The 18,958-nt window shown below is 56.9% G+C and carries 24 protein-coding genes; 3 read left to right on the top strand and 21 right to left on the bottom strand.

Annotated features, from left to right (window positions below; all coding sequences use genetic code 11):
- Positions 1-84: 84 nt before the first annotated feature.
- The 4 genes from MDG893_RS14290 to MDG893_RS14275 all read right to left on the bottom strand — a co-directional run bounded on the left by MDG893_RS14290 (position 85) and on the right by MDG893_RS14275 (position 2,854).
- Positions 85-297, bottom strand: a complete 213-nt coding sequence (locus MDG893_RS14290) for a hypothetical protein (protein ID WP_007154520.1) — start codon at positions 295-297, stop codon at positions 85-87.
- Between the two features lie 42 nt (positions 298-339).
- Positions 340-954, bottom strand: coding sequence for a class I SAM-dependent methyltransferase (locus tag MDG893_RS14285; RefSeq protein ID WP_007154519.1), 615 nt, complete (start codon positions 952-954; stop codon positions 340-342).
- A 9-nt stretch (positions 955-963) separates the two neighbouring features.
- Positions 964-1,611 carry a DUF2959 domain-containing protein gene (locus tag MDG893_RS14280; RefSeq protein WP_007154518.1) on the bottom strand — a complete coding sequence of 216 codons (648 nt, stop codon included), beginning with the start codon at positions 1,609-1,611 and terminating at the stop codon, positions 964-966.
- Between the two features lie 157 nt (positions 1,612-1,768).
- Positions 1,769-2,854 (bottom strand): aldo/keto reductase, encoded by a 1,086-nt coding sequence (locus MDG893_RS14275; protein ID WP_007154517.1) that lies wholly within the window; start codon positions 2,852-2,854, stop codon positions 1,769-1,771.
- Positions 2,855-3,050: 196 nt separating this feature from the next.
- Between MDG893_RS14275 and MDG893_RS14270 the strand changes: the two genes are divergently transcribed.
- The gene (locus tag MDG893_RS14270) at positions 3,051-3,983 is read left to right on the top strand and encodes an AraC family transcriptional regulator (protein WP_007154516.1); all 933 of its coding nucleotides are present in this window, start codon (positions 3,051-3,053) and stop codon (positions 3,981-3,983) included.
- A gap of 44 nt (positions 3,984-4,027) precedes the next feature.
- Here MDG893_RS14270 and MDG893_RS14265 read toward each other — a convergent pair whose 3' ends face one another.
- From MDG893_RS14265 to MDG893_RS14240, 6 genes are all read right to left on the bottom strand, one after another.
- A complete protein-coding gene (locus tag MDG893_RS14265) occupies positions 4,028-4,414 on the bottom strand; it encodes a VOC family protein (RefSeq protein ID WP_007154515.1) in 387 nt (128 codons plus the stop codon).
- An 87-nt stretch (positions 4,415-4,501) separates the two neighbouring features.
- On the bottom strand, positions 4,502-4,819 hold the full coding sequence (locus MDG893_RS14260) for an antibiotic biosynthesis monooxygenase family protein (RefSeq protein ID WP_007154514.1): 318 nt from the start codon (positions 4,817-4,819) through the stop codon (positions 4,502-4,504).
- A gap of 254 nt (positions 4,820-5,073) precedes the next feature.
- A complete protein-coding gene (locus MDG893_RS14255) occupies positions 5,074-5,472 on the bottom strand; it encodes a YciI family protein (RefSeq protein WP_050776510.1) in 399 nt (132 codons plus the stop codon).
- 147 nt (positions 5,473-5,619) lie between these two features.
- The gene (locus tag MDG893_RS14250; RefSeq protein ID WP_007154511.1) at positions 5,620-5,988 is read right to left on the bottom strand and encodes a glyoxalase superfamily protein; all 369 of its coding nucleotides are present in this window, start codon (positions 5,986-5,988) and stop codon (positions 5,620-5,622) included.
- Positions 5,989-6,043: 55 nt separating this feature from the next.
- Complete coding sequence (locus MDG893_RS14245) at positions 6,044-6,559, bottom strand: GNAT family N-acetyltransferase (RefSeq protein WP_007154510.1); 516 nt, start codon at positions 6,557-6,559, stop codon at positions 6,044-6,046.
- 60 nt (positions 6,560-6,619) lie between these two features.
- Positions 6,620-6,949 carry a DHCW motif cupin fold protein gene (locus MDG893_RS14240; RefSeq protein ID WP_007154509.1) on the bottom strand — a complete coding sequence of 110 codons (330 nt, stop codon included), beginning with the start codon at positions 6,947-6,949 and terminating at the stop codon, positions 6,620-6,622.
- A gap of 108 nt (positions 6,950-7,057) precedes the next feature.
- Here MDG893_RS14240 and MDG893_RS14235 point away from each other — a divergent pair, with 108 nt between their 5' ends.
- A complete protein-coding gene (locus MDG893_RS14235) occupies positions 7,058-7,309 on the top strand; it encodes a type II toxin-antitoxin system Phd/YefM family antitoxin (protein WP_007154508.1) in 252 nt (83 codons plus the stop codon).
- Complete coding sequence (locus MDG893_RS14230) at positions 7,306-7,560, top strand: Txe/YoeB family addiction module toxin (protein ID WP_007154507.1); 255 nt, start codon at positions 7,306-7,308, stop codon at positions 7,558-7,560. Before MDG893_RS14235 ends, MDG893_RS14230 begins: the two co-directional genes overlap by 4 nt.
- Before the next feature lie 66 nt (positions 7,561-7,626).
- On the opposite strand, the gene MDG893_RS14225 is transcribed toward MDG893_RS14230, so the two are convergent.
- From MDG893_RS14225 to MDG893_RS14175, 11 genes are all read right to left on the bottom strand, one after another.
- Entirely contained in the window at positions 7,627-7,941 is a 315-nt protein-coding gene (locus MDG893_RS14225; protein WP_007154506.1) for a HigA family addiction module antitoxin, read from the bottom strand.
- Positions 7,942-8,002: 61 nt separating this feature from the next.
- Complete coding sequence (locus MDG893_RS14220) at positions 8,003-8,848, bottom strand: hypothetical protein (protein ID WP_007154505.1); 846 nt, start codon at positions 8,846-8,848, stop codon at positions 8,003-8,005.
- A gap of 98 nt (positions 8,849-8,946) precedes the next feature.
- Positions 8,947-9,705, bottom strand: coding sequence for a hypothetical protein (locus MDG893_RS14215; RefSeq protein ID WP_007154504.1), 759 nt, complete (start codon positions 9,703-9,705; stop codon positions 8,947-8,949).
- A gap of 104 nt (positions 9,706-9,809) precedes the next feature.
- Positions 9,810-10,448, bottom strand: a complete 639-nt coding sequence (locus MDG893_RS20520; RefSeq protein ID WP_007154503.1) for an HNH endonuclease — start codon at positions 10,446-10,448, stop codon at positions 9,810-9,812.
- 71 nt (positions 10,449-10,519) lie between these two features.
- A complete protein-coding gene (locus MDG893_RS14205; RefSeq protein ID WP_157132849.1) occupies positions 10,520-11,059 on the bottom strand; it encodes a hypothetical protein in 540 nt (179 codons plus the stop codon).
- 183 nt (positions 11,060-11,242) lie between these two features.
- The gene (locus MDG893_RS14200) at positions 11,243-12,925 is read right to left on the bottom strand and encodes an AMP-binding protein (protein WP_244264435.1); all 1,683 of its coding nucleotides are present in this window, start codon (positions 12,923-12,925) and stop codon (positions 11,243-11,245) included.
- A gap of 64 nt (positions 12,926-12,989) precedes the next feature.
- On the bottom strand, positions 12,990-13,568 hold the full coding sequence (locus MDG893_RS14195) for a peroxidase-related enzyme (RefSeq protein ID WP_007154500.1): 579 nt from the start codon (positions 13,566-13,568) through the stop codon (positions 12,990-12,992).
- The gene (locus tag MDG893_RS14190; RefSeq protein WP_007154499.1) at positions 13,565-14,473 is read right to left on the bottom strand and encodes a hydroxymethylglutaryl-CoA lyase; all 909 of its coding nucleotides are present in this window, start codon (positions 14,471-14,473) and stop codon (positions 13,565-13,567) included. Before MDG893_RS14190 ends, MDG893_RS14195 begins: the two co-directional genes overlap by 4 nt.
- Positions 14,473-16,476: an acetyl/propionyl/methylcrotonyl-CoA carboxylase subunit alpha gene (locus tag MDG893_RS14185; RefSeq protein WP_007154498.1), complete on the bottom strand. Its 2,004-nt coding sequence runs from the start codon at positions 16,474-16,476 to the stop codon at positions 14,473-14,475. Before MDG893_RS14185 ends, MDG893_RS14190 begins: the two co-directional genes overlap by 1 nt.
- Positions 16,477-16,478: 2 nt before the next feature.
- Positions 16,479-17,285, bottom strand: coding sequence for an enoyl-CoA hydratase-related protein (locus MDG893_RS14180; RefSeq protein WP_007154497.1), 807 nt, complete (start codon positions 17,283-17,285; stop codon positions 16,479-16,481).
- A gap of 14 nt (positions 17,286-17,299) precedes the next feature.
- A complete protein-coding gene (locus MDG893_RS14175; protein WP_007154496.1) occupies positions 17,300-18,907 on the bottom strand; it encodes a carboxyl transferase domain-containing protein in 1,608 nt (535 codons plus the stop codon).
- Positions 18,908-18,958 lie beyond the last annotated feature (51 nt).

The raw sequence follows: 18,958 nt of genomic DNA, 5'->3' as shown, positions 1-18,958 counted from the left end.
CAGTGATTGTTGGTGGTTTCACTGGTTAGTCGCGTGGGGCGGGACGAAATCGACAGGGGGCGGAAAAATTATCAGGAATGTCGTTTATTGTGAGTCTTTTGCCTGTTCCGCCGCTCGTTTGTTGTCCCGTGCGGTAAAGCCCCAGCCAACGGCGGCAAGGAGAATCAATCCGGTGATGATTGGTGATACCTCCCCGAACGAGACTACCGCGCCGATGACAGACGCTACGGCTGCCACTGCGGACAGTTTCCATGAGTAGCCGCTGGTTCCGGACTGTTTTTGGGGGACTTCTGCCATACTAAATCCTCGTTGAGCCAACAGGGTTCTCTGTTGACGGGGTCACTTCCGGGCCACCAAAAACACTGACGACTTACCCGGCTGCCATTCATAATCGATGCTGAACCCTGCATTGGTCAGCATCGTCACCAGTGATTGCCGACTAAAGCGGTTCACAAACGGCGCCAACCCCATCGCCTGCATGGCAGGAATCAACAGCCGCCAGAGCACCATCAGTTCGCCCACCAGGGCGGTGCTGGAAACAAAAACGCCACCGGGTTTCAGCAGTTCATGAACCCGGGCAATCGCCGTTTCGGGGTTTTCCAGCAGATGAAGAATATTGAGCCCCAGAACCGCATCAAAGCTTCCCGCCTCCAGCGCCAGGCTTTCCAGGGTACCCTGCTGAAAGCGCACATTCTCAACGCCGGCATCGCGGGCTTTCTGTGCGGCGATCTCCAGCATCTTGTCGGAAATGTCGGTCGCGAGAATCTCTTTTACATGAGGCGCATGTACAAGGGCGGTACTGCCTGTGCCGCAGCCAAATTCCAGTACCGACCAGTTGGGCTGGAAATACCCCTGAGTGATGGCCAGTTTTTTCTGATAGCTTGCCTCATCCCGTACCTGACTTTTAGCGTAGCGCTGTGCGCTCTTGTCCCAGAACTCCTTAGAGCTTTTCATTGGACGCGGTCACCCACCTTCACGAAAACGGCGGATAAACGCTTCGGACTCTTCAATCGACTGCTCCATATTGCGAATCAGCGCATCCACGTCCTGGCGGATACCCACCAGCTCGTTCTCCAGCGAGCCGATCGCCTGGGCGTTCAGGTTATGCTTGAGATACAGCACCTGGTCCTGAAATGCCTCCAGTACCGGGTCCATGCGCTCCTCGGCATCGTGCATGCGGCTGATCAACTGGCTGTACTGGGTGCGTGTTTCATCAAGCTGTTGTTCGCTGCTGCGGCGCAGGGAGTCGCTTTCGTATTCACCGAGTTCGTCTTCCCATTCATCGAAGAGAGCTTCTGCAACGTCTTCCACCTTGTCGATACGGTCGCGGACATCTTCCGCGCTGGAATTGCTGTCTTCGTAGGCATCGCTGATCTCGGCGTAGCGATCCTTGAGCTCGGTATCCGGCGTATCCACCACGCTCTGGAAGCGCTCCAGGGATGAGCGGAATGTCTCCTGGGCGTCGTTCTGGCTATCCCGCGCGTTTTCCACTCGATCTACCAGGATGTCGCGCTTTTCATACCCGAGTTTTTCCATGGTGTTGTAGTACAGCGAGGAACAGCCTCCCAACAGCACGGCACTTAGCAACACCAGCCAAAGCCGCCGGGTCATGGGTGGTATTATTGAACTGGCAGTGACTGGGGTGGGCATAGGGTCGTCTCCGGTTGGGGTGTAGGTGCGAACCCGGAAAGTGAAGCATGATGGCGGCTTGCTGACAAGCTGCCACGGATACGTTCCGTGGGTACCGCCAACACTCTCAAGTCAAATATCACGCCTTCATATGCGCCCGATAAGCCCCCTGTCGCTCCAGCATCCAGCCCGGATACTCCGCTGGCAGGCGGCTGACCTCATCCAGGGCTGCCAGTTCGTCGGCTGAGAACCGGATCTGTGCCGCCAGGAGATTGTCCCGCAACTGGTCTACCCGCTTGGCCCCGACAATCACACTGGTCACGGCGTTCTGGTGCAACAGCCAGGCAAGCGCAATCTGAGCCACACTGACGGGCTGGCCGTCGACCTTCTTGCCGGTGGCAATCTCCCGCATCACGGCGATGACAGCGCTGCCACGCTCCCGGTTGACGGGCGGGAAATCAAACTTGGCGCGCCGGTTCTCCTCGGAGGCGTCCGGCCCTTCGTACTTGCCGGAGAGGTAGCCGCCCGCAAGTGGGCTCCACACCATCAGGCCGATGTTTTCGGATTCCAGCATGGGGATCACTTCCCGTTCTAGGTCCCGGCCCACGAGGGTGTAGTAAGCCTGCAGCGACAGAATCGGGCACAGGCGGCGGGCTCGGGTAATGCCAACGGCTTTCATCACCTGCCAGGCGGCCCAGTTCGACAGGCCAACGTAACGGACGTGGCCATGCTGCACCAGGGTGTTCAGCGCCTCCAGGGTCTCCTCTATCGGCGTCGCCGGGTCGAAGCCGTGGATCTGGTACAGATCAATATAGTCGGTTTGCAGTCGCTGCAGGCTTGCCTTGCACTCGCTCATAATGTGGCCACGGGAAGCGCCACGGGCGTTGGGGCCTTCGCCCATCGGGCCGAGCACCTTGGTGGCCAGTACGACATCTTCGCGGTGGACGCTCAGATTCTTCAGGGACTGGCCCACGATACGTTCACTGGCACCACCACCGTACACATTGGCGGTATCGATAAAGTTGATGCCCGCCTCTAGAGCCGTCTTCATCAGCTCATCGGCCTGTTCCTGCTGCAACTGGCCGATCAGCCCCCACATATCGTCCCCGCCGCCGAAGGTCATGGTGCCCAGGCACAGTTCCGATACAAACAGCCCCGAGTTGCCCAGCGTCCGCAGGCGCAGGGGTGCGTCATGGGTGGATTGGGGTAAGTTGGGCGTTGTCATAGCCGATCACCTTTTCGTTATGGAGGAACCTGCCGGAGCAGGGCAGTGGGTTCATACTAGGCGACGCACGGCCAAGCGGGTTGGCGGAAACTCTCAGAGGATTGCACAATCCTCGCAACCTGATCTCAATCCGAGGGTACCCCTGCTGAAGTGCGACGCCGGACAGTCTATGATCCGATCAGAACAGGAGGCTACTATGACCGCCCAGCCCAACGTGATTCCAATGCAGCCGGACAACCCATCCCTGAGCCAGCTCCGTGATCTTGTCGAGCAGCAATGGCAGGCCCACGGCCCGGAGAGCGCGATCGACGGTTTGCGCGTGACCCGCGCCCTGGAACCCAGTGGCACCATCCGGGCCCTTTACCAGACCTCGTTCTGCATCGTATTGCAGGGAGCCAAGGTGACGGCGGTTGGGGAGTCGGCCTTTCATTATCGCCAGGGCGAGTGCCTACTGGCGTCCGTCAACGTGCCAGTGAACTCCCGGATCGTGCAGGCCACCTCGGACAAGCCGTATCTGGCGCTGAGCCTGTCGATTGATCCGGCGATGATTTCCGAGCTGCTGGTGACCCATCCGGAAATGGCGTATCGGTGCCCAAAACAACCGGCACTGTCCACGGCCGGGATGCCGGATGAACTGTACGATCCTGTCATTCGCCTGCTCCGGTTGCTTGATCAACCGGATGACCGTGAAGTGCTGGAGCCGCTTGTCCGTCGGGAAATCTGTTGGCGGGTATTGCGTTCGCCGCTGGGGCCGGCCCTGCAGCAGGTCGGCCTGAAGGACAGCGACACTGCTCGTATTGGCCGGGTAACTGCCTGGATGCAGGCAAACTACCAACAGCCCTTCCGGGTGGCCGAACTGGCGGCGATGGCGAGTATGAGCCCGGCGACCTTCCACCGGCATTTCAAGAGCATCACCCGGTTGACGCCTGTGCAGTTCCAGAAGCTGGTGCGCCTGCAGGAAGCCCGGCGGCTGCTGTTAAGCGATCAGGAAGTGGCGAGTATTGGCTACCGGGTCGGCTATGAAAGTCCGTCCCAGTTCAGCCGCGATTACCGCAAACTGTTTGGGGCGCCACCGGGGCGGGACAAGGCCGTGATGCGTTCCAGCGTGGCGATTGAGAGTGGCGGATAACCAGCCCGACTACATGCGCCTAGTTAGGCACTTGTTGGTTTGTTCTATGGTTGGCGCGCATAGCTGACCGTCAAGATCTCCCATACGTGGCCATCAGGTTCGTTCCAATAAACGATACGACCGCCGTGTTGTGTGTTGATCTGCATATCCACTGGACCGTGTGGGGTACTTCTGTACTCGATTCCTCTGTCCCTGATTCTCGCCAAGATGTCGTCGAACTCGGACTCGCTCACACGAAAACAGTAGTGCTGCACGGGAAAGTGTCCATCGGCTTGATCGAAGTCGAGGGTTAACCCCTCGTTTACAAAGACTGGACAAAACGGGCCCACTCCCGACTCTGCCCAAGGCACCCCCAGAATGAAGGCAAGCAATTCGGCTGCAGCCTTTCTATCCCGGGCTGGAACGATCATGTGGTCAAGTTCAACGGTCATAGCAGCTCCCCGTGTTCTCCATCAGCCTCCGCCTCGCGGATTGCAGGGCAGTGGTCCATCGGGCGGAGCTCGATGCGGTACGATGACTTAAATACCATATTCCCGCTCCACCTTCGCAATCCGCACCCGAAAACTCGAATACCATTGTTGATGCCCAAGCCGCTGGGCCTCCTGATGCTCCGCGTTCTGCTTCCAGTTGCGAATAGCCTCAAGGCTTTCCCAGTAGGACACCGTAATGCCCAGCCCCTCCCGGGCGGATTCCATACCCAGATAGCCGGGTTGTTGCGCCGCCAGTTCAGCCATTCGCTCGGCCATTTCGCCGTAGCCGTTGTCGCCCTCGGTGCGGTGACTGCTGAAAATGACAGCGTAGTAGGGGGGCTTGGGGGTGTTGGCGATTTCTGACATGGCGTGCTCCAGGGTAAGTCCAGTACAAACTGGGGCTAATGGTTAGGCTTTTCTACTTCCCACTGCTCTCGTTGCAACCGGTAAAGCACATGTGGCCGCAACGGGCTATTCTCGGGCAAGCTGGGATGCTCAAACTCGCCGCTGTACGTCATGCCGATGCGCTCCATGACACGGTGCGAGCGCTGTCGCGCCATTGGCGCAAGCGTAGTCGTTCGGTCTGAAATTCCACTAATTCTGCCATAGTTGGATCAGCCTTACGTCTGAAGACGAGCGTTAGAAGCTGCTTCGCGGATCGCGGGGCAGTGGTCCATCGGGCGGAGCTCGATGCCCCAGCCCAACTCCTCGCCCATACGCGCTGCCGGGTGTAGCGAGGCGAGCTTCACCGCTGCGTCGAAGTCTGGCGCTTCGATGATCACCACGCCGCCCACAACCTCCTTGGTTTCCGCGAACGGCCCGTCGGTGACTACCAGTTTGCCCTCCTTGAGGCGCATCGACTTCGAGCTCCAGCTCAGGCTCCCACCCCATGTGACCTCGCCCGCCGCCTGCATCTCGGCGTCAAAGCCCTTGCACTTCTCTCCAACCTCGGCCAGCTCGTCTTTGCTCATCTGGTTGAATTTCTCTTCGTTTCCGTAGGCCAATAGCATGTATTTCATGGCGTTTCTCCCGATCGTTGTTTTATCAAAAACCTTTGACAGGCTCATCGGATAGTCGACTGGGTATCGCGGTTTTCGACAATCGAGCGATTTTCTTTGATGCGGTAAGGAAATAAAGCTGTTCCGGTTTTCTCAGGCGCGTCATGGTTATGTGGTAGACGTGCGCTCATTGAACAGAATTCTGTTTGAAAACGGGTCTACCACCTCGAATATCCTGTCACCCCATGAGGCTGTCGTAATCTCTGGGCGACTGTAGCGGTAACCACGCGAGGTTACTTCATCGAAAAGGGCCTCAAGATCATCCGTATTCACGAACGTTTTGGAGCCGGGCGTGCAGTCCCCTGAGTGCTCGCTGAGATGAAGAACGAGGTCACCTCTGGAAACCTGCATATAGAGGGGAAAGCCTTCCTCGAAGCGGTGCTCCCAGTCGACCGACATGCCGAGGAACTCCAGATAGAATTCCCTGGCCTTTGCCTCATCAAAAATTCGGATAATCGGGATTGTTTGAAATTGCATCCTTGCTCTCCGTTAGCATGTTATGTGGCCGGTGCGTTTGCCAAGGCTATGTGGCTTAGGCACTCGCCGTAGGGCGTTTGCGGTAGATAAGAACGTCCCAGCCACGGTATTTGGTACGGGTATCAATCCTGAACCCCACCTTCTCCGCCACACCAGCGGAAACGACGTGGCGGGTTGCGATGATCGCTACGATCGAGTCAATGTGACAGTGCGAGAAGCCATACTCCACCGCCGCCTCTGCAGCCTCAGACGCCAGGCCTTGCCCCCATAAACTCGGCGCAAGGCGGTAACCAATTTCTATTTCCTGACCGCCATCAAGCTCTACGTGGCTCAACCCGCAAAAACCAATAATCGACCCAGAAAGACGATCAACAACAGCCCACTGACCAAAACCATGATCCTGGTATGAATCTAAGCACCAGTCGATAAACTGCCGGGTATCATCCTCGGTGCATGGCCCATTGGTCGAAAACTCCATTACCTTCGGATCACGGAGAATTTCTGCAAGTGCGCCAACATCATCTGATGAAAACTCACGCAGTAACAATCTGGGTGTTTCAGCGATGACCATGCCTCAGTCCTTGATGCATTTCATGTATTGACGCCCTATGTGTGATCTGGATATCTGATTCTAATCCACCACGAATAGCCTGGCGCCGCGCTCCGTTGAGGATCGATGGAGTTCAGCGTTGTCTGCTACCTGATAGCTTGTTCCAGGGGTGAGCGTAAAGGAACGCCCGTCCTTGAGTTCGGTATCGAGTTCTCCGTCCAGGCAAAGAAGAATGTGCCCTTTGGCACACCAATGGTCGGCGATGTAGCCAGGGCTGTACTCAACCATACGAACGCGAATGTCTCCGAAAGTACGGGTCTGCCAGTAAGCCATACCCCTCTCCCCTGAATGTTCCGTTCTCTCAATTTCAGACCAGTCAGTCACCCCAAAGGGTAAATCCGTAATGTTCAAACTGCTTCTCCTTAAGCAAATAGCGTTGGCAGCATATGCAGCCGATTGTTAAATATCTATAGGTACGATATTCTGTACATGATTAAAATCCTGTACAGGAGTGGCCTTATGGATGCCATTAGCTACACAGCCGCCAGAACCAATCTGGCAAAAACCATGGAGCAGGTCTGTGAAGACCATTCTCCTGTGATTATCACCCGGAGCAAGGCGCAATCCGTGGTCATGATCTCCCTTGAGGACTATGAGGCGTTGCAAGAGACTGCCTACCTCCTGCGCGCACCCAAAAACGCCCGGCGTTTGCTGGAATCCGTTGCCGAGCTGGAGCAAGGCGGTGGCCAAGAAAAGGAACTTCTCGAATGAAACTGATCTTCTCCGAGAACGCCTGGGAAGACTATCTGTACTGGCAGAAAACCGACAAAAAGATCCTGAATCGAATCAACAAGCTTATCAAGGAAACCAAACGAGATCCGTTTGAGGGGGTCGGCAAACCGGAACCCCTCAAACACAGCCTCGCCGGTTACTGGTCCCGCCGAATTAATGAAGAACACCGCATCGTTTACAAGGTCACGGATGACGCTTTGCTCGTTGCCCAGCTTCGATACCACTACTGAAATAGGCGCCGTGGTTTTCGACAATCGTGTGATTTTTCGGGTGCGGTGCACCGGGGTAAGTCGAGGTTATGCCCTGTGAGCGATTTGGGATACAGCAGTCCACGGACGAATATTCTTCAACTGATCCTCTAGGGCATCTTCGGCAATCTCAGTGTCGTAGGCTGCCTGAGCTCGCAACCAGTAGCCATTGGACAAACCAAAGAAGCGACAAAGTCGCAGGTCCGTGTCTGCGGTAATCGAACGCTTTCCCGCGATGATCTGGCCTATTCTCTGAGCAGGCACCCCAATTTCTTTAGCCAGGCGGTATTGAGAAATACCCATCGGCCCAAGGAACTCTTCTTTCAGTAACTCGCCTGGTTTTACAGCATCAATGTTGCGCATGAGTTACCTCCTAATGGTAATCAACAATGTCGACATCTTCCGCGCCAGACTTGTTGGGCTTTCAGGTAGTTGATTCTAATTTCTCTACAACCTCATAGCCTTTATTAGTCATGAAGAACACTTCACCTTTTCCGCCTCTATCCTCAATAAGGTTTCCCCCGTGTAGCTCATCTACCGCAGCCCGCCATTTTGCCTCTGACCTCGGATCACCGAGATCACTGAACTCCCTACTATTCGTCTGAACATGCGTTCCTTCCATGGTGCCGAGTCGCATTATCACCCCAGTTTCGTCTTGTGCTGCTTCGAACAACAGCTCTTTCGCCCCTTCCGTGAGAGTGACCTCCGATCCTGGTAGATGGGATAATTCAGCGCCCTCACTTTCTTCGGAACGAATAGGTGAAAAATTCCTATTTATGGTTTGAGCCAGCTGCCGAGTAAGCTTTTCTCTGAACTCGGTCACCGATTCATATTCTTCAACAAGCCCCTTTTGGCGACACTCATTCTTAAACTTTTTGAGTGCGGAATATTGCTCATTGTCGACGCTATCCGGATGAACGGGGGCAGAAGAGAAATAGAGCATCGCTGGTTTGCCGGTTTTGATGTGCTCTTCGATTTCTTCCACAGTTCCGCTTGGAGCCTCACCGGTAGGACTACCGATTCTCGTCCAAAAAGCGGCGATTAAAAGATCGCACTTGGCGAGAATTTGATTATTGATTACTTCCTGTGGGCGTTGGCCCATATGCGGAGATGAATGGCTTTCCCAACCAACTGGCATCAAGACGACTTTCTTGTCCTCGGTATGAACTGCATTCCAATCCCCGATCACATCTCGAACCAAGCGGCGTTCCTGCGCTACGTCCGACGGAGAAGCAATCATCACATTAACTATGGTTGCTTGGTACGTCATTGTTCCTCCTATAAGGCCCAACGCTCTGATTAAGCCGCCTTTTTGAGCGCCAGCACAAAGCGGTCAGTTTGATTCACTGGTTAAATCCTACCTGCACTTCACACAAATATCTGATTCTGCCAATCCAAAACTTGGCTTTTTCCCTTGGAGAATAGATCTCTATAATGTGTGTCTCTGGGTCTATATGCTTGAAGTACAAATTCCTTAAATGATTTGTCAGGCAAAGAATCCAAAAGGAACAAAATAGCGTCGCATGTCAGATTGAGCGCCCAGATGGCCATGGCGCTGGTTGATACCCTCAGCGTCCATTCAGAATCCTCACTCACTGCGACTAACTCTCGGCCCGATACTTTCTTTTTCTTTAACGAACGGAGGACTGTCGGAACTTCTTGTGAGTATCGAATGACACCGTCTTCTCCCTCTCCAATAGGAACGTCGCAGGACCTAAAATGCACCAACGCATCTCTGAGATTTTTGAGGTGAACTAGCTCCTCTAAAAACGCGGGACTCTTTTCACCGAAAAGTTTTATGACTCGTTTATAGCGATCATAGAATGATCCGGAGCCATCCTGACTAAGTGAGCAAAGTTGATTCAGTGTTTCCTGGTCAACACCCGCGCCATCATCTATTAGGAGACGATGTTGCTTTTCATGAGCAAAAGCAAACGCACGTGATAGTGACGATAGTTCATTACAGAACGCCTCGATTGAAATTCCACAAAGAACTATGGACGACGGCGTCTCTAAGTTGAGATCTATTGTTTCGTTTTCACTTCCAGCCGCTTCAGCATTCCTAAAAGACGAAAGCAGAAAGTTCCATGACATTACGGTTGTCGTGTATGACAGCGGCTCGTTCATGTTGCTCCCACCTCGAAGTTGGGTAGATTTAACGTTTGCAGCATGCGCGCCCATGGAATGGAGCCGCAGGCGCAATGCAATGGGCGTCGCCGTGCCTCCACTGGTTATGCTTTTGGAGGCTCGGCATACGCAAAAACGGTGTGCTTTCCGAAGAACTGGATTCCCCAGATACTAGACCCATCATCATTAAATAACACCTTGTATACAAAAGTTTTTTTGTTAAGGAGGTGTGGATTAAGGCAATCCATTAACTCTTTTATCGACTTTGCAAAATCCGGCTTCATCTGATCAGTTGGAAAAATATTTATATTAGAGCCCAACCCAAGCGCCTTCCCACGCTCTATCCAGTAAAGCCCCCTAACAATTCTGCTGACAACTTTGCAGTACTTCTCTCCATCAAATGTGACAGAAACGGCAGGTTCAAGAACTTGATTTTGCCGGTATGCATATACGTTCCGCTTGGTCTCAAAAATTTGATTAGCAATTTTCTGGTTGTTGCCAATCGTTCGGGCTATGGAGTTAATGACAGTTTCGGGCTGATCATGAAACTCCCCGGTTGAAATGCCAATGAAAACCTTAAACTGCTCATCTTCAACAGCCGCGCCGTTGTTGCATGACGAACAGGCAGGGACGATGTTGAAATTAATGTCGTTATCCCTAGGTTTTGGGTAGATTCCTTGAGGCGGAATATGGTCTCGTGTTGTCGCAGGATTTTCGCCACAAAGAGCACAGAGGTCAGGCATAGATCACCCCTACTTAAAAACATAGCGCTGAACGAAGCGGCGCGTCTCACGCGCCTGCCTTCCGTGTCTTGTCAGCTGGAAAAGTCGAATCTTCCACCCTGTTGCTTGGCACCAAATACTCCAAAATAAGGGTATAGCTTGGACTTTACGTGCCAAACGAGTACAACAGTACCAATAGTAATCAGTAGCCCCGAGGCAACGACAACCGGGGCATCATTGAAACCCTCAAAGCTCCGCGGCATTTGAGTCAATGAAAGAAAAACGAAGGCGAGATATGCCCCTAAGTTATATTTGTAGAATCCAAACATGAACAGCAAAGGTATCAACGCTGCAATACCAGCCAGCCACAACGGCGCCTGGCCTTCCATATCTGAACCAGCAATGTATCCAATAAAAGCAGCCGCAATTGAATGCACGAACATTACTGAAATGAGGAAATTATTCCTGCCGCTGTAAAGTTGACACAGAGTGTCGTCTTTTAAGGAAGCAACCAATGACGCCACACGTTTTTCGGGCAAATCCCTGCCAATAAATCTCTCAAAAATTTCTTCTCTGTTGAATCCTTGCTCAAACAGTGCCTGCATTTCCTTTTTTGCTTTCCTTGCTTTCACCTATTACTCCCTATCAAAAGTTATTGGTTCTGTTAACAGCAGTTAGGCTGACATCTCCGTGGTCGCGGATATTTGACCGCTTCATGATTCCAATTTCTCTAAAAGCGTATACGCAGAGTACACAAAGCACAAACCCCAGCACATGGCTGGGGTCTGAGGCAGGAACGGACTGGAGGAGGGGCGTTACTTCTTCAACCCCATCTCCTCAATAGAAATCTCCCGCATCTTGAACTTCTGGATCTTCCCGGTAACCGTCATCGGGAATTCATCCACAAACTTGTAGTTCCTGGGGATTTTGAAGTGGGCAATCTTGCCCTTGCAGAATTCCCGCAGCTCGTCGCCGGTCACCGGGTCCGCATCCGGGTTCAGCTTCACCCAGGCGATGAGTTCTTCGCCGTATTTGTCATCGGGGATGCCGGTCACCTGCACTTCCTCGATGGCGGGGTGGGTGTAGAGGAATTCTTCGATTTCTTTCGGGTAGATGTTTTCGCCGCCGCGAATGACCATGTCTTTTATGCGGCCGACGATCTGAATGTAGCCGTCTTCGTCCATGGTGGCCAGGTCACCGGTGTGCATCCAGCCGGCGCCGTCGATGGCCTCACTGGTTTTCTCTTCGTTGTTCCAGTACTTCAGCATCACGCTGTAGCCACGGGTGCACAGTTCGCCGATTTCGCCGCGTGGGACGACGTTGCCGTTGCCGGGGTCGACGATTTTGGTTTCCAGGTGGGGCTGGGTGCGGCCCACGGTGGTGACCTGTTTCTCGAAGGGGTCGAGGGAGCTGGTCTGGGTGGAAACCGGGCTGGTTTCGGTCATGCCGTAGGCGATCTGCACTTCCTTCATGTTCATCTTGCCGTTGACCTTTTTCATCACCTCCGCCGGGCAGATGGAGCCGGCCATGATGCCGGTGCGCAGGGTGGAGAGGTCGTAGGTTTCAAACTCCGGCTCGGCCAGTTCGGCGATGAACATGGTGGGCACGCCGTACAGGGCGGTGGCTTTTTCCTGGTGCACGGCCTGCAGTACGGATTTGGGCTCGAAGCCTTCCCCCGGGTAGATCATGGTGGAACCGTGGGTGATGCAGCCCAGGTTGCCCATCACCATGCCGAAGCAGTGGTACAGGGGCACGGGAATCACCAGGCGGTCTTTCTCGGTGAGCAACTGGCTCTCCGCCACAAAGTATCCGTTGTTGAGGATGTTGTGGTGGGTAAGGGTGGCGCCCTTGGGGTTGCCGGTGGTGCCGGAGGTGAACTGGATATTGATGGGGTCATCGAATTGCAATTGGTCCTGTACCTTGTCCAGTTCTTCCTGGCTGACGTCGCCGGCGAAGCCGATGAACTCGGCCCAGGTCCACATGCCGTCGTGCTTGTCTTTGTCCAGGTTCACCACGGCGCGCAGCTCGGGCACTTTCTGGGCCTTTAGCTTGCCGGGGGTGGCGGCTTTCAGCTCCGGGGCCAGGTCGTAGACCATTTTACGGTAGTCAGAGGCCTTGAAGCTGTCTGCCGTCACCAGTACGGAGATACCGGACAGGTTCATGGCGTAGTCCAGCTCATGCACGCCGTAGGCCGGGTTGATGTTGACCAGAATGGCGCCCACTTTGGCGGTGGCGAACTGGGTGACGGTCCACTCGTAGCGGTTGGGGGACCAGATGCCCACGCGGTCGCCGCGTTTGACGCCGATGGCGATGAAGGCGCGGGCGGCTTCGTTGACCTTTTCCACGAACTCTTTGTAGGTCCAGCGGATGTCCTGGTGCAGGGCGACCAGGGCTTCGGTATCCGGGTATTTCTCGGCGGTGCGGTCGAGCATTGCGCCGATGGTCATGCCCAGCAGGGGTACTTCGGAGGTACCGCTGGTGTAGCTGGGAAGAGTCATGCTCATGGTGTCTGCCTCCATTGTTGTTGTCGTCGAGGGCGAGCTGCAGGTTTGAATCAGCCTGCTAGCGGCTCTGGTTGTGATACTCAGGGTTCGGTTGCATATCGCTGGCGATGGCCACCCGGTTGGACATGTTGTAGAAACCGATCAGGTTACTCAGGTCCCAGATGGCACTGTCGCTGAGGCCTGCGTCCCGCAGGGCCTGGGTGTGTTCTTCGGTAACGGTGGCCGGGGAGCGGGTCAGGTGCGAGGCGAAATCGAGCATGGCGCGCTGGCGCTTGTCGAGTTTGGCGCTGCGGTAGTTCATCACCATGTGTTCGCCCAGCACTGGGTCGCCACTCAGTACCCGCACGGCAGCACCGTGGGCCACCAGGCAGTAGAAGCACTTGTTCTCGGAGGACACGACAACAGCGACCATCTCGCGTTCCAGTTTGCTGAGTTCGCCTTCGCCGAGCATCAGCTCGTTGTAGAGGCGGGTAAAGCCTTCGAGCTGCTTCAGGTTCTGGCTGTACGCGGTCAGCACATTGGGGATCATGCCGAGTTTTTCCTGGCAGATCTGGAAGTACTTCTGGGTGTCTTCCGGCATGTCCTTGATCTCGGGGATCGGAAGATCCAGGGCGACGACGTTGTTGTTCTGGTTCATGCGCAATTTCCTCCGAGAGCCTGGCCGACTTTTGAGCCGTTGTGGCGTTTTAACTGTTCGCTGATCCATTCGCCGGTTGCCACTAATTTGTCCAGATCGACGCCGGTCTCGATGCCCAATCCGTTCAGAAGGTATAGCACGTCTTCGGTGGCGACGTTGCCGGAGGCGCCCTTGGCGTAGGGACAGCCACCGAGGCCGGCGACGGAAGCATCAATCACCGAGATGCCTTCTTCCAGAACCGCGTACAGATTGGCCAGTGCCTGGCCGTAGGTGTCATGGAAATGGGCGGCCAGTTTCTCAATCGGCACTTCGGCGGCAACGGCTTCGAGCATGCGTTTGGCTTTCAGCGGGGTGCCCACGCCGATGGTGTCGCCCAGGGAGATTTCGTAGCAGCCGAGTTCGGCCAGGGCCTTGGCGACTTTGGCGACCTGTTCGGGGGCGATGTCGCCCTCGTAGGGGCAGCCGAGCACGGTGGAGACGTAGCCCCGTACCGGGATGTGGTGCTGTTTGGCGGCTTCCATCACCGGCAGGAAGCGTTCGAGGCTTTCGGCGATGGAGCAGTTGATGTTTTTCTGGCTGAAGGATTCCGACGCAGCCCCGAACACGGCGACTTCGTCCACCCCGGCCGCCAGGGCGTTTTCGAAGCCCCTGAGGTTGGGGGTGAGCACGGAATAGCGCACACCGGCTTTACGCTTGATGCCCGCCATCACCTCGGCGGCGTCGCCCATTTGTGGCACCCATTTCGGCGACACGAAGCTGGCGGATTCGATGTGGTTGAGGCCACAGTCGGCCAGCCGGTCGATCAGGCCGGTTTTGATGGCGGTGTCGATCACCGGGCCGGGTTCGTTCTGAAGGCCGTCCCGGGGGCTCATTTCCACCAGCCGCACGTGGTTGGGAAAGGCCATTAGCTTGCCTCCTCGTCTGCGTCCGCGTTCACCTCAATGGCGATCAGTTCGGCGCCTTCGGACACCTGGTCGCCTTCGGCGAAGAAGATATCGGTCACCACGCCGTCGGCCGGGGCCTTGATGGCGTGCTCCATCTTCATGGCTTCCATGATCACCAGGCTCTGGCCGGCGGTCACGGTGTCGCCCACCTTGGTCTGTACCGCCACGATGGCGCCGTTCATGGGCGCGGCCAGGCTGCCTTCACCGGCCATTTCCTCGAAGCCGTAGGTTTCGCGGTAGAGGATGCACTGGAAGGTGTCGCCTTCGTAGAAGAGCACCAGTTGATCGTTGTGCAGGTTGCCGTGAACGCTGATGCGGTGGCCGTTGATGACCGCCTGCAGGTAGTCGTCGTCCAGCTTCGCCGTCAGGTTGTAGACGCTGTCGCCCACGAATACCTGATAGCGGTCGTCCCGTTCCAGCACTTTGAGTTCGTGGATATCCTCACCCACCTGCAGTTGCAGGGGCTGGGCGTATTCCGAGTTCATGCGCCAGCTGTTCTGGCGGCCGAACGGCGACCAGGGATCGGTGCTGATGACTTCCCGGGACTTGCGCTGTTCCAACACAAAGCCGGCAGCCAGTACCAGGGCCTTGTGGGTGTCCAGCCGGGATTTCGGGAACAGCAGTTCGCGGTGGTCTTCGATAAAGCCGGTGGTCAGATCCGCTTCCCGGAACGGCTGGGCGTCGGCCAGGGCGTGGAGGAAACGGATGTTGGTTTTCACGCCGGCGATGCGGTAGTGCTCCAGGGCCTGCACCATGCGGTTGATGGCCTGGTCCCGGGTTTCGTCCCAGACGATCAGTTTGGCGATCATCGGGTCGTAGTGGATGCTGATGTCGTCGCCTTCGGTGACGCCGGTGTCTACCCGTACGTGGGCGCTTTCATCGGGCGTGCTCAGGTAGCGCAGGTTGCCGGTGGCGGGCAGGAAGTCCTGGTCCGGGTCTTCGGCGTAGATGCGCGCTTCCAGGGCGTGGCCACGGGTTTTTACCTGGGCCTGTTCCAGCGGCAGTGCATCGCCCCAGGCGACTTTCAACTGCCATTCCACCAGATCCTGGCCGGTGACCATTTCGGTGACCGGGTGCTCCACCTGCAGGCGGGTGTTCATCTCCATAAAGAAGAAGGAGCCGTCCACGTCGTAGAGGAATTCCACGGTGCCGGCACCGACGTAATCAATGGCCTGGGCGGCTTTGACCGCGGCTTCGCCCATGGATTTGCGGGTTTCGTCGCTCAGGCCCGGGGCCGGGGCTTCTTCCAGTACTTTCTGGTGGCGGCGCTGCACGGAGCAGTCCCGCTCGGCCAGGTACACGCCCTTGCCGCTCTTGTCACAGAACACCTGGATTTCCACGTGCCGTGGCTGGGTCAGGTAGCGTTCGATGAGCATGTCCGGGTTGCCGAAGGCGTTCTTCGATTCCCGCTTGGCGGCGGCCAGGGCGTCGTCAAAGTCTTCCATGCGCTCGACCACGCGCATGCCTTTACCGCCGCCGCCGGCGACGGCTTTCAGCAGCAGTGGGAAACCGCATTTCTCGGCTTCCTTGCGCAGGGTCTCCGGGGACTGGTCGTCACCATGGTAACCCGGCACCAGGGGCACGCCGGCTGTTTCCATGATGGCCTTGGCGGCGGACTTGGAGCCCATCGCGGCAATAGCCGAGGAGGGCGGGCCAATGAACACGATGTTGTTGGCTTCGCAGGCTTCGGCGAACTGGGTGTTCTCGGAGAGAAATCCGTAACCCGGATGAACGGCCTGGGCGCCGCTTTCTTTCGCCACTTCAATGATCTTGTCGGCTTTCAGGTAGCTCTCGGAACTGGCGGCGGGGCCGATGTTGAAGGCTTCGTCCGCCATGGCGACATGGCGCGCGTCGGCGTCGGCGTCGGAGTAGACGGCGACCACGCGAATGCCCATGCGGTGGGCGGTCTGTATGATCCGGCAGGCGATTTCGCCCCGGTTGGCGATCAGGATTTTGCTGAACATGGTTATTCTTCCTCCGGAACCCAGTTGGCCTTGCGTTTGTTCAGGAAGGCGCTGAGCCCTTCCTGCCCTTCGGCACCCACCCGGATGTCGGCAATGCGTTGTGCGGTATCGTCGATCACCTCGGCGCTGATCGGCTTGTGGCTGACGGCAAACACCAGGTCTTTCGCCGCTTTCATGGCTTCTGGGCCGTTGATGGCCAGTTGCTGCAGCATCTCGTTGCAGCGTGCGTCCATGGCCTCAACATCGTCACAGACCATGTGCACCAGGCCGTATTCCTGCGCCTGCGTTGCGGTAAACACTTCGGCGGACAGGAAGTAACGGCGGGCCTGGCGCTCGCCGATGGCGCGTACCACGTAAGGGCTGATCACGGCCGGTATCAGGCCAAGTTTGACTTCGCTCAGGCAGAAACTGGATTTTTCCGTGGCGATGACGATGTCACAGCAGGCCGCGAGGCCGACGGCGCCGCCGAAAGCAGCACCCTGAACCAGGCCGATCACCGGCTTGGAAAGGTGGTTAAGCACGTTCATCAGCCGCGCCAGTTCCCGCGAGTCGTCGAGGTTTTCCTGACGGGTGTTGTCCGCCATGCGGCGCATCCAGCCAAGATCGGCCCCGGCCGAGAAGTGTTTGCCCTCGGAGCGCAGGATGACGATGTTGGTGTTGTCGTCGGCGTCGACGCTCTCCAGTGCGGTGATCAGCTGCTGGATGATTACGTCGTCGAAGGCGTTGCGCTTGTCCGGGCGGTTGAGAACCACCTCGGCAATGCCTTCAGACCGTTGTCTGAGCAGGACTGCGGATTCGTTGTCTGTCATGTCGGTCTCCCCGATTACATCCGGAACACGCCGAAGCGTGTTGGCTTGGCCGGGCGGTTAAGGGTGGCGGACAGGCTGAGGGCAACCACTTCCCGGGTCTGGGCCGGGTCGATCACGCCGTCGTCCCACAGGCGGGCACTGGCGTAGTAGGGGTGGCCCTGGTGTTCGTAGGAGTCGACGATGGGCTTCTTGAACTCGGCCTCTTCATCGGCACTCCACTCCTGGCCTTTGCGCTCCATGCCTTCGCGTTTGACGGTGGCGAGCACGCCGGCGGCCTGTTCGCCGCCCATCACGGAGATGCGGGCGTTGGGCCACATCCACAGGAAGTCGGGGCTGTAGGCGCGGCCGCACATGCCGTAGTTGCCAGCACCAAAGCTGCCGCCAATCAGTACGGTGATCTTGGGCACTTCGGCACAGGCCACGGCCATGACCATTTTGGCGCCGTGCTTGGCGATGCCTTCGGATTCGTGTTTTTGCCCGACCATGAAGCCGGTGATGTTCTGCAGGAACAGCAGTGGGATGTTGCGCTGGCAGCACAGTTCAATGAAGTGCGCGCCTTTCTGGGCGGACTCGCTGAACAGGATGCCGTTGTTGGCGATGATGCCCACCGGGTAACCGTGGATATGGGCAAAGCCGGTCACCAGGGTCTGGCCGTAGTAGCGCTTGAACTCGTCGAATTCGGAGCCGTCGACGATGCGGGCGATGACGTCGCGCACGTCGAACTGTTTGCGCAGGTCGGTGCCGACGATGCCGTAGATTTCTTCGGCATTGAACAGCGGCGCTTTGGGTTTGCGGATCTCCACGTCGGCGGGTTTGCGACGGTTAAGGTTGGAGATGCAACTGCGGGCGATTTCCAGGGCGTGGGCGTCGTTCTCGGCGTAGTGGTCGGCCACGCCGGAGATTTTGCAGTGCACGTCGGCGCCGCCGAGGTCTTCGGCGCTGACCACTTCACCGGTGGCGGCTTTCACCAGCGGCGGGCCGGCCAGGAAGATGGTGCCCTGATTGCGCACGATGATGGATTCATCAGCCATGGCGGGTACGTAGGCACCGCCGGCGGTGCACAGGCCCATGACGACGGCGATCTGGGGGATGTCGTCGGCGGACATTCGGGCCTGGTTATAGAAGATGCGACCGAAGTGGTCGCGGTCCGGGAAGACGTCGTCCTGCCGGGGCAGGTTGGCGCCGCCGGAGTCCACCAGATAGATGCAGGGCAGGCGGTTCTGCAGGGCGATTTCCTGGGCACGCAGATGTTTTTTGACGGTCAGCGGGTAGTAGCTGCCGCCTTTAACGGTGGCGTCGTTGGCGATGATCATGCATTCGGTGCCGGAGACGCGGCCTACGCCGGCGACCACGCCCGCAGCGGGGACTTCTTCATCGTAGACGTTATAGGCGGCGAACTGGCCCACTTCCAGGAAGGGGCTGCCGTCGTCCAGCAGGCGGTTGATGCGCTCCCTAGGGAGCAGTTTGCCGCGGGCAATGTGGCGTTCCTGATAGGAGGGACCGCCGCCTTGCTGAATGGTGGTCACTTTGTCCCGCAGGTCTGCCACGGCCTTTGCCATAGATTCCTGGTTGGCCTGGAATTCTTCGGACCGTGGGTTAACTTTGCTTTGGAGTACCGTCATAGCATTTTAGTCCGTGTGTCTGAGTCCGTGCGTCGGGTCTGGTGGCATGGC

It is taken from the genome of Marinobacter algicola DG893 (genome assembly GCF_000170835.1).
GTDB classification, from domain to species: domain Bacteria; phylum Pseudomonadota; class Gammaproteobacteria; order Pseudomonadales; family Oleiphilaceae; genus Marinobacter; species Marinobacter algicola.
This window is presented reverse-complemented; position numbering and strand designations above follow the sequence as displayed.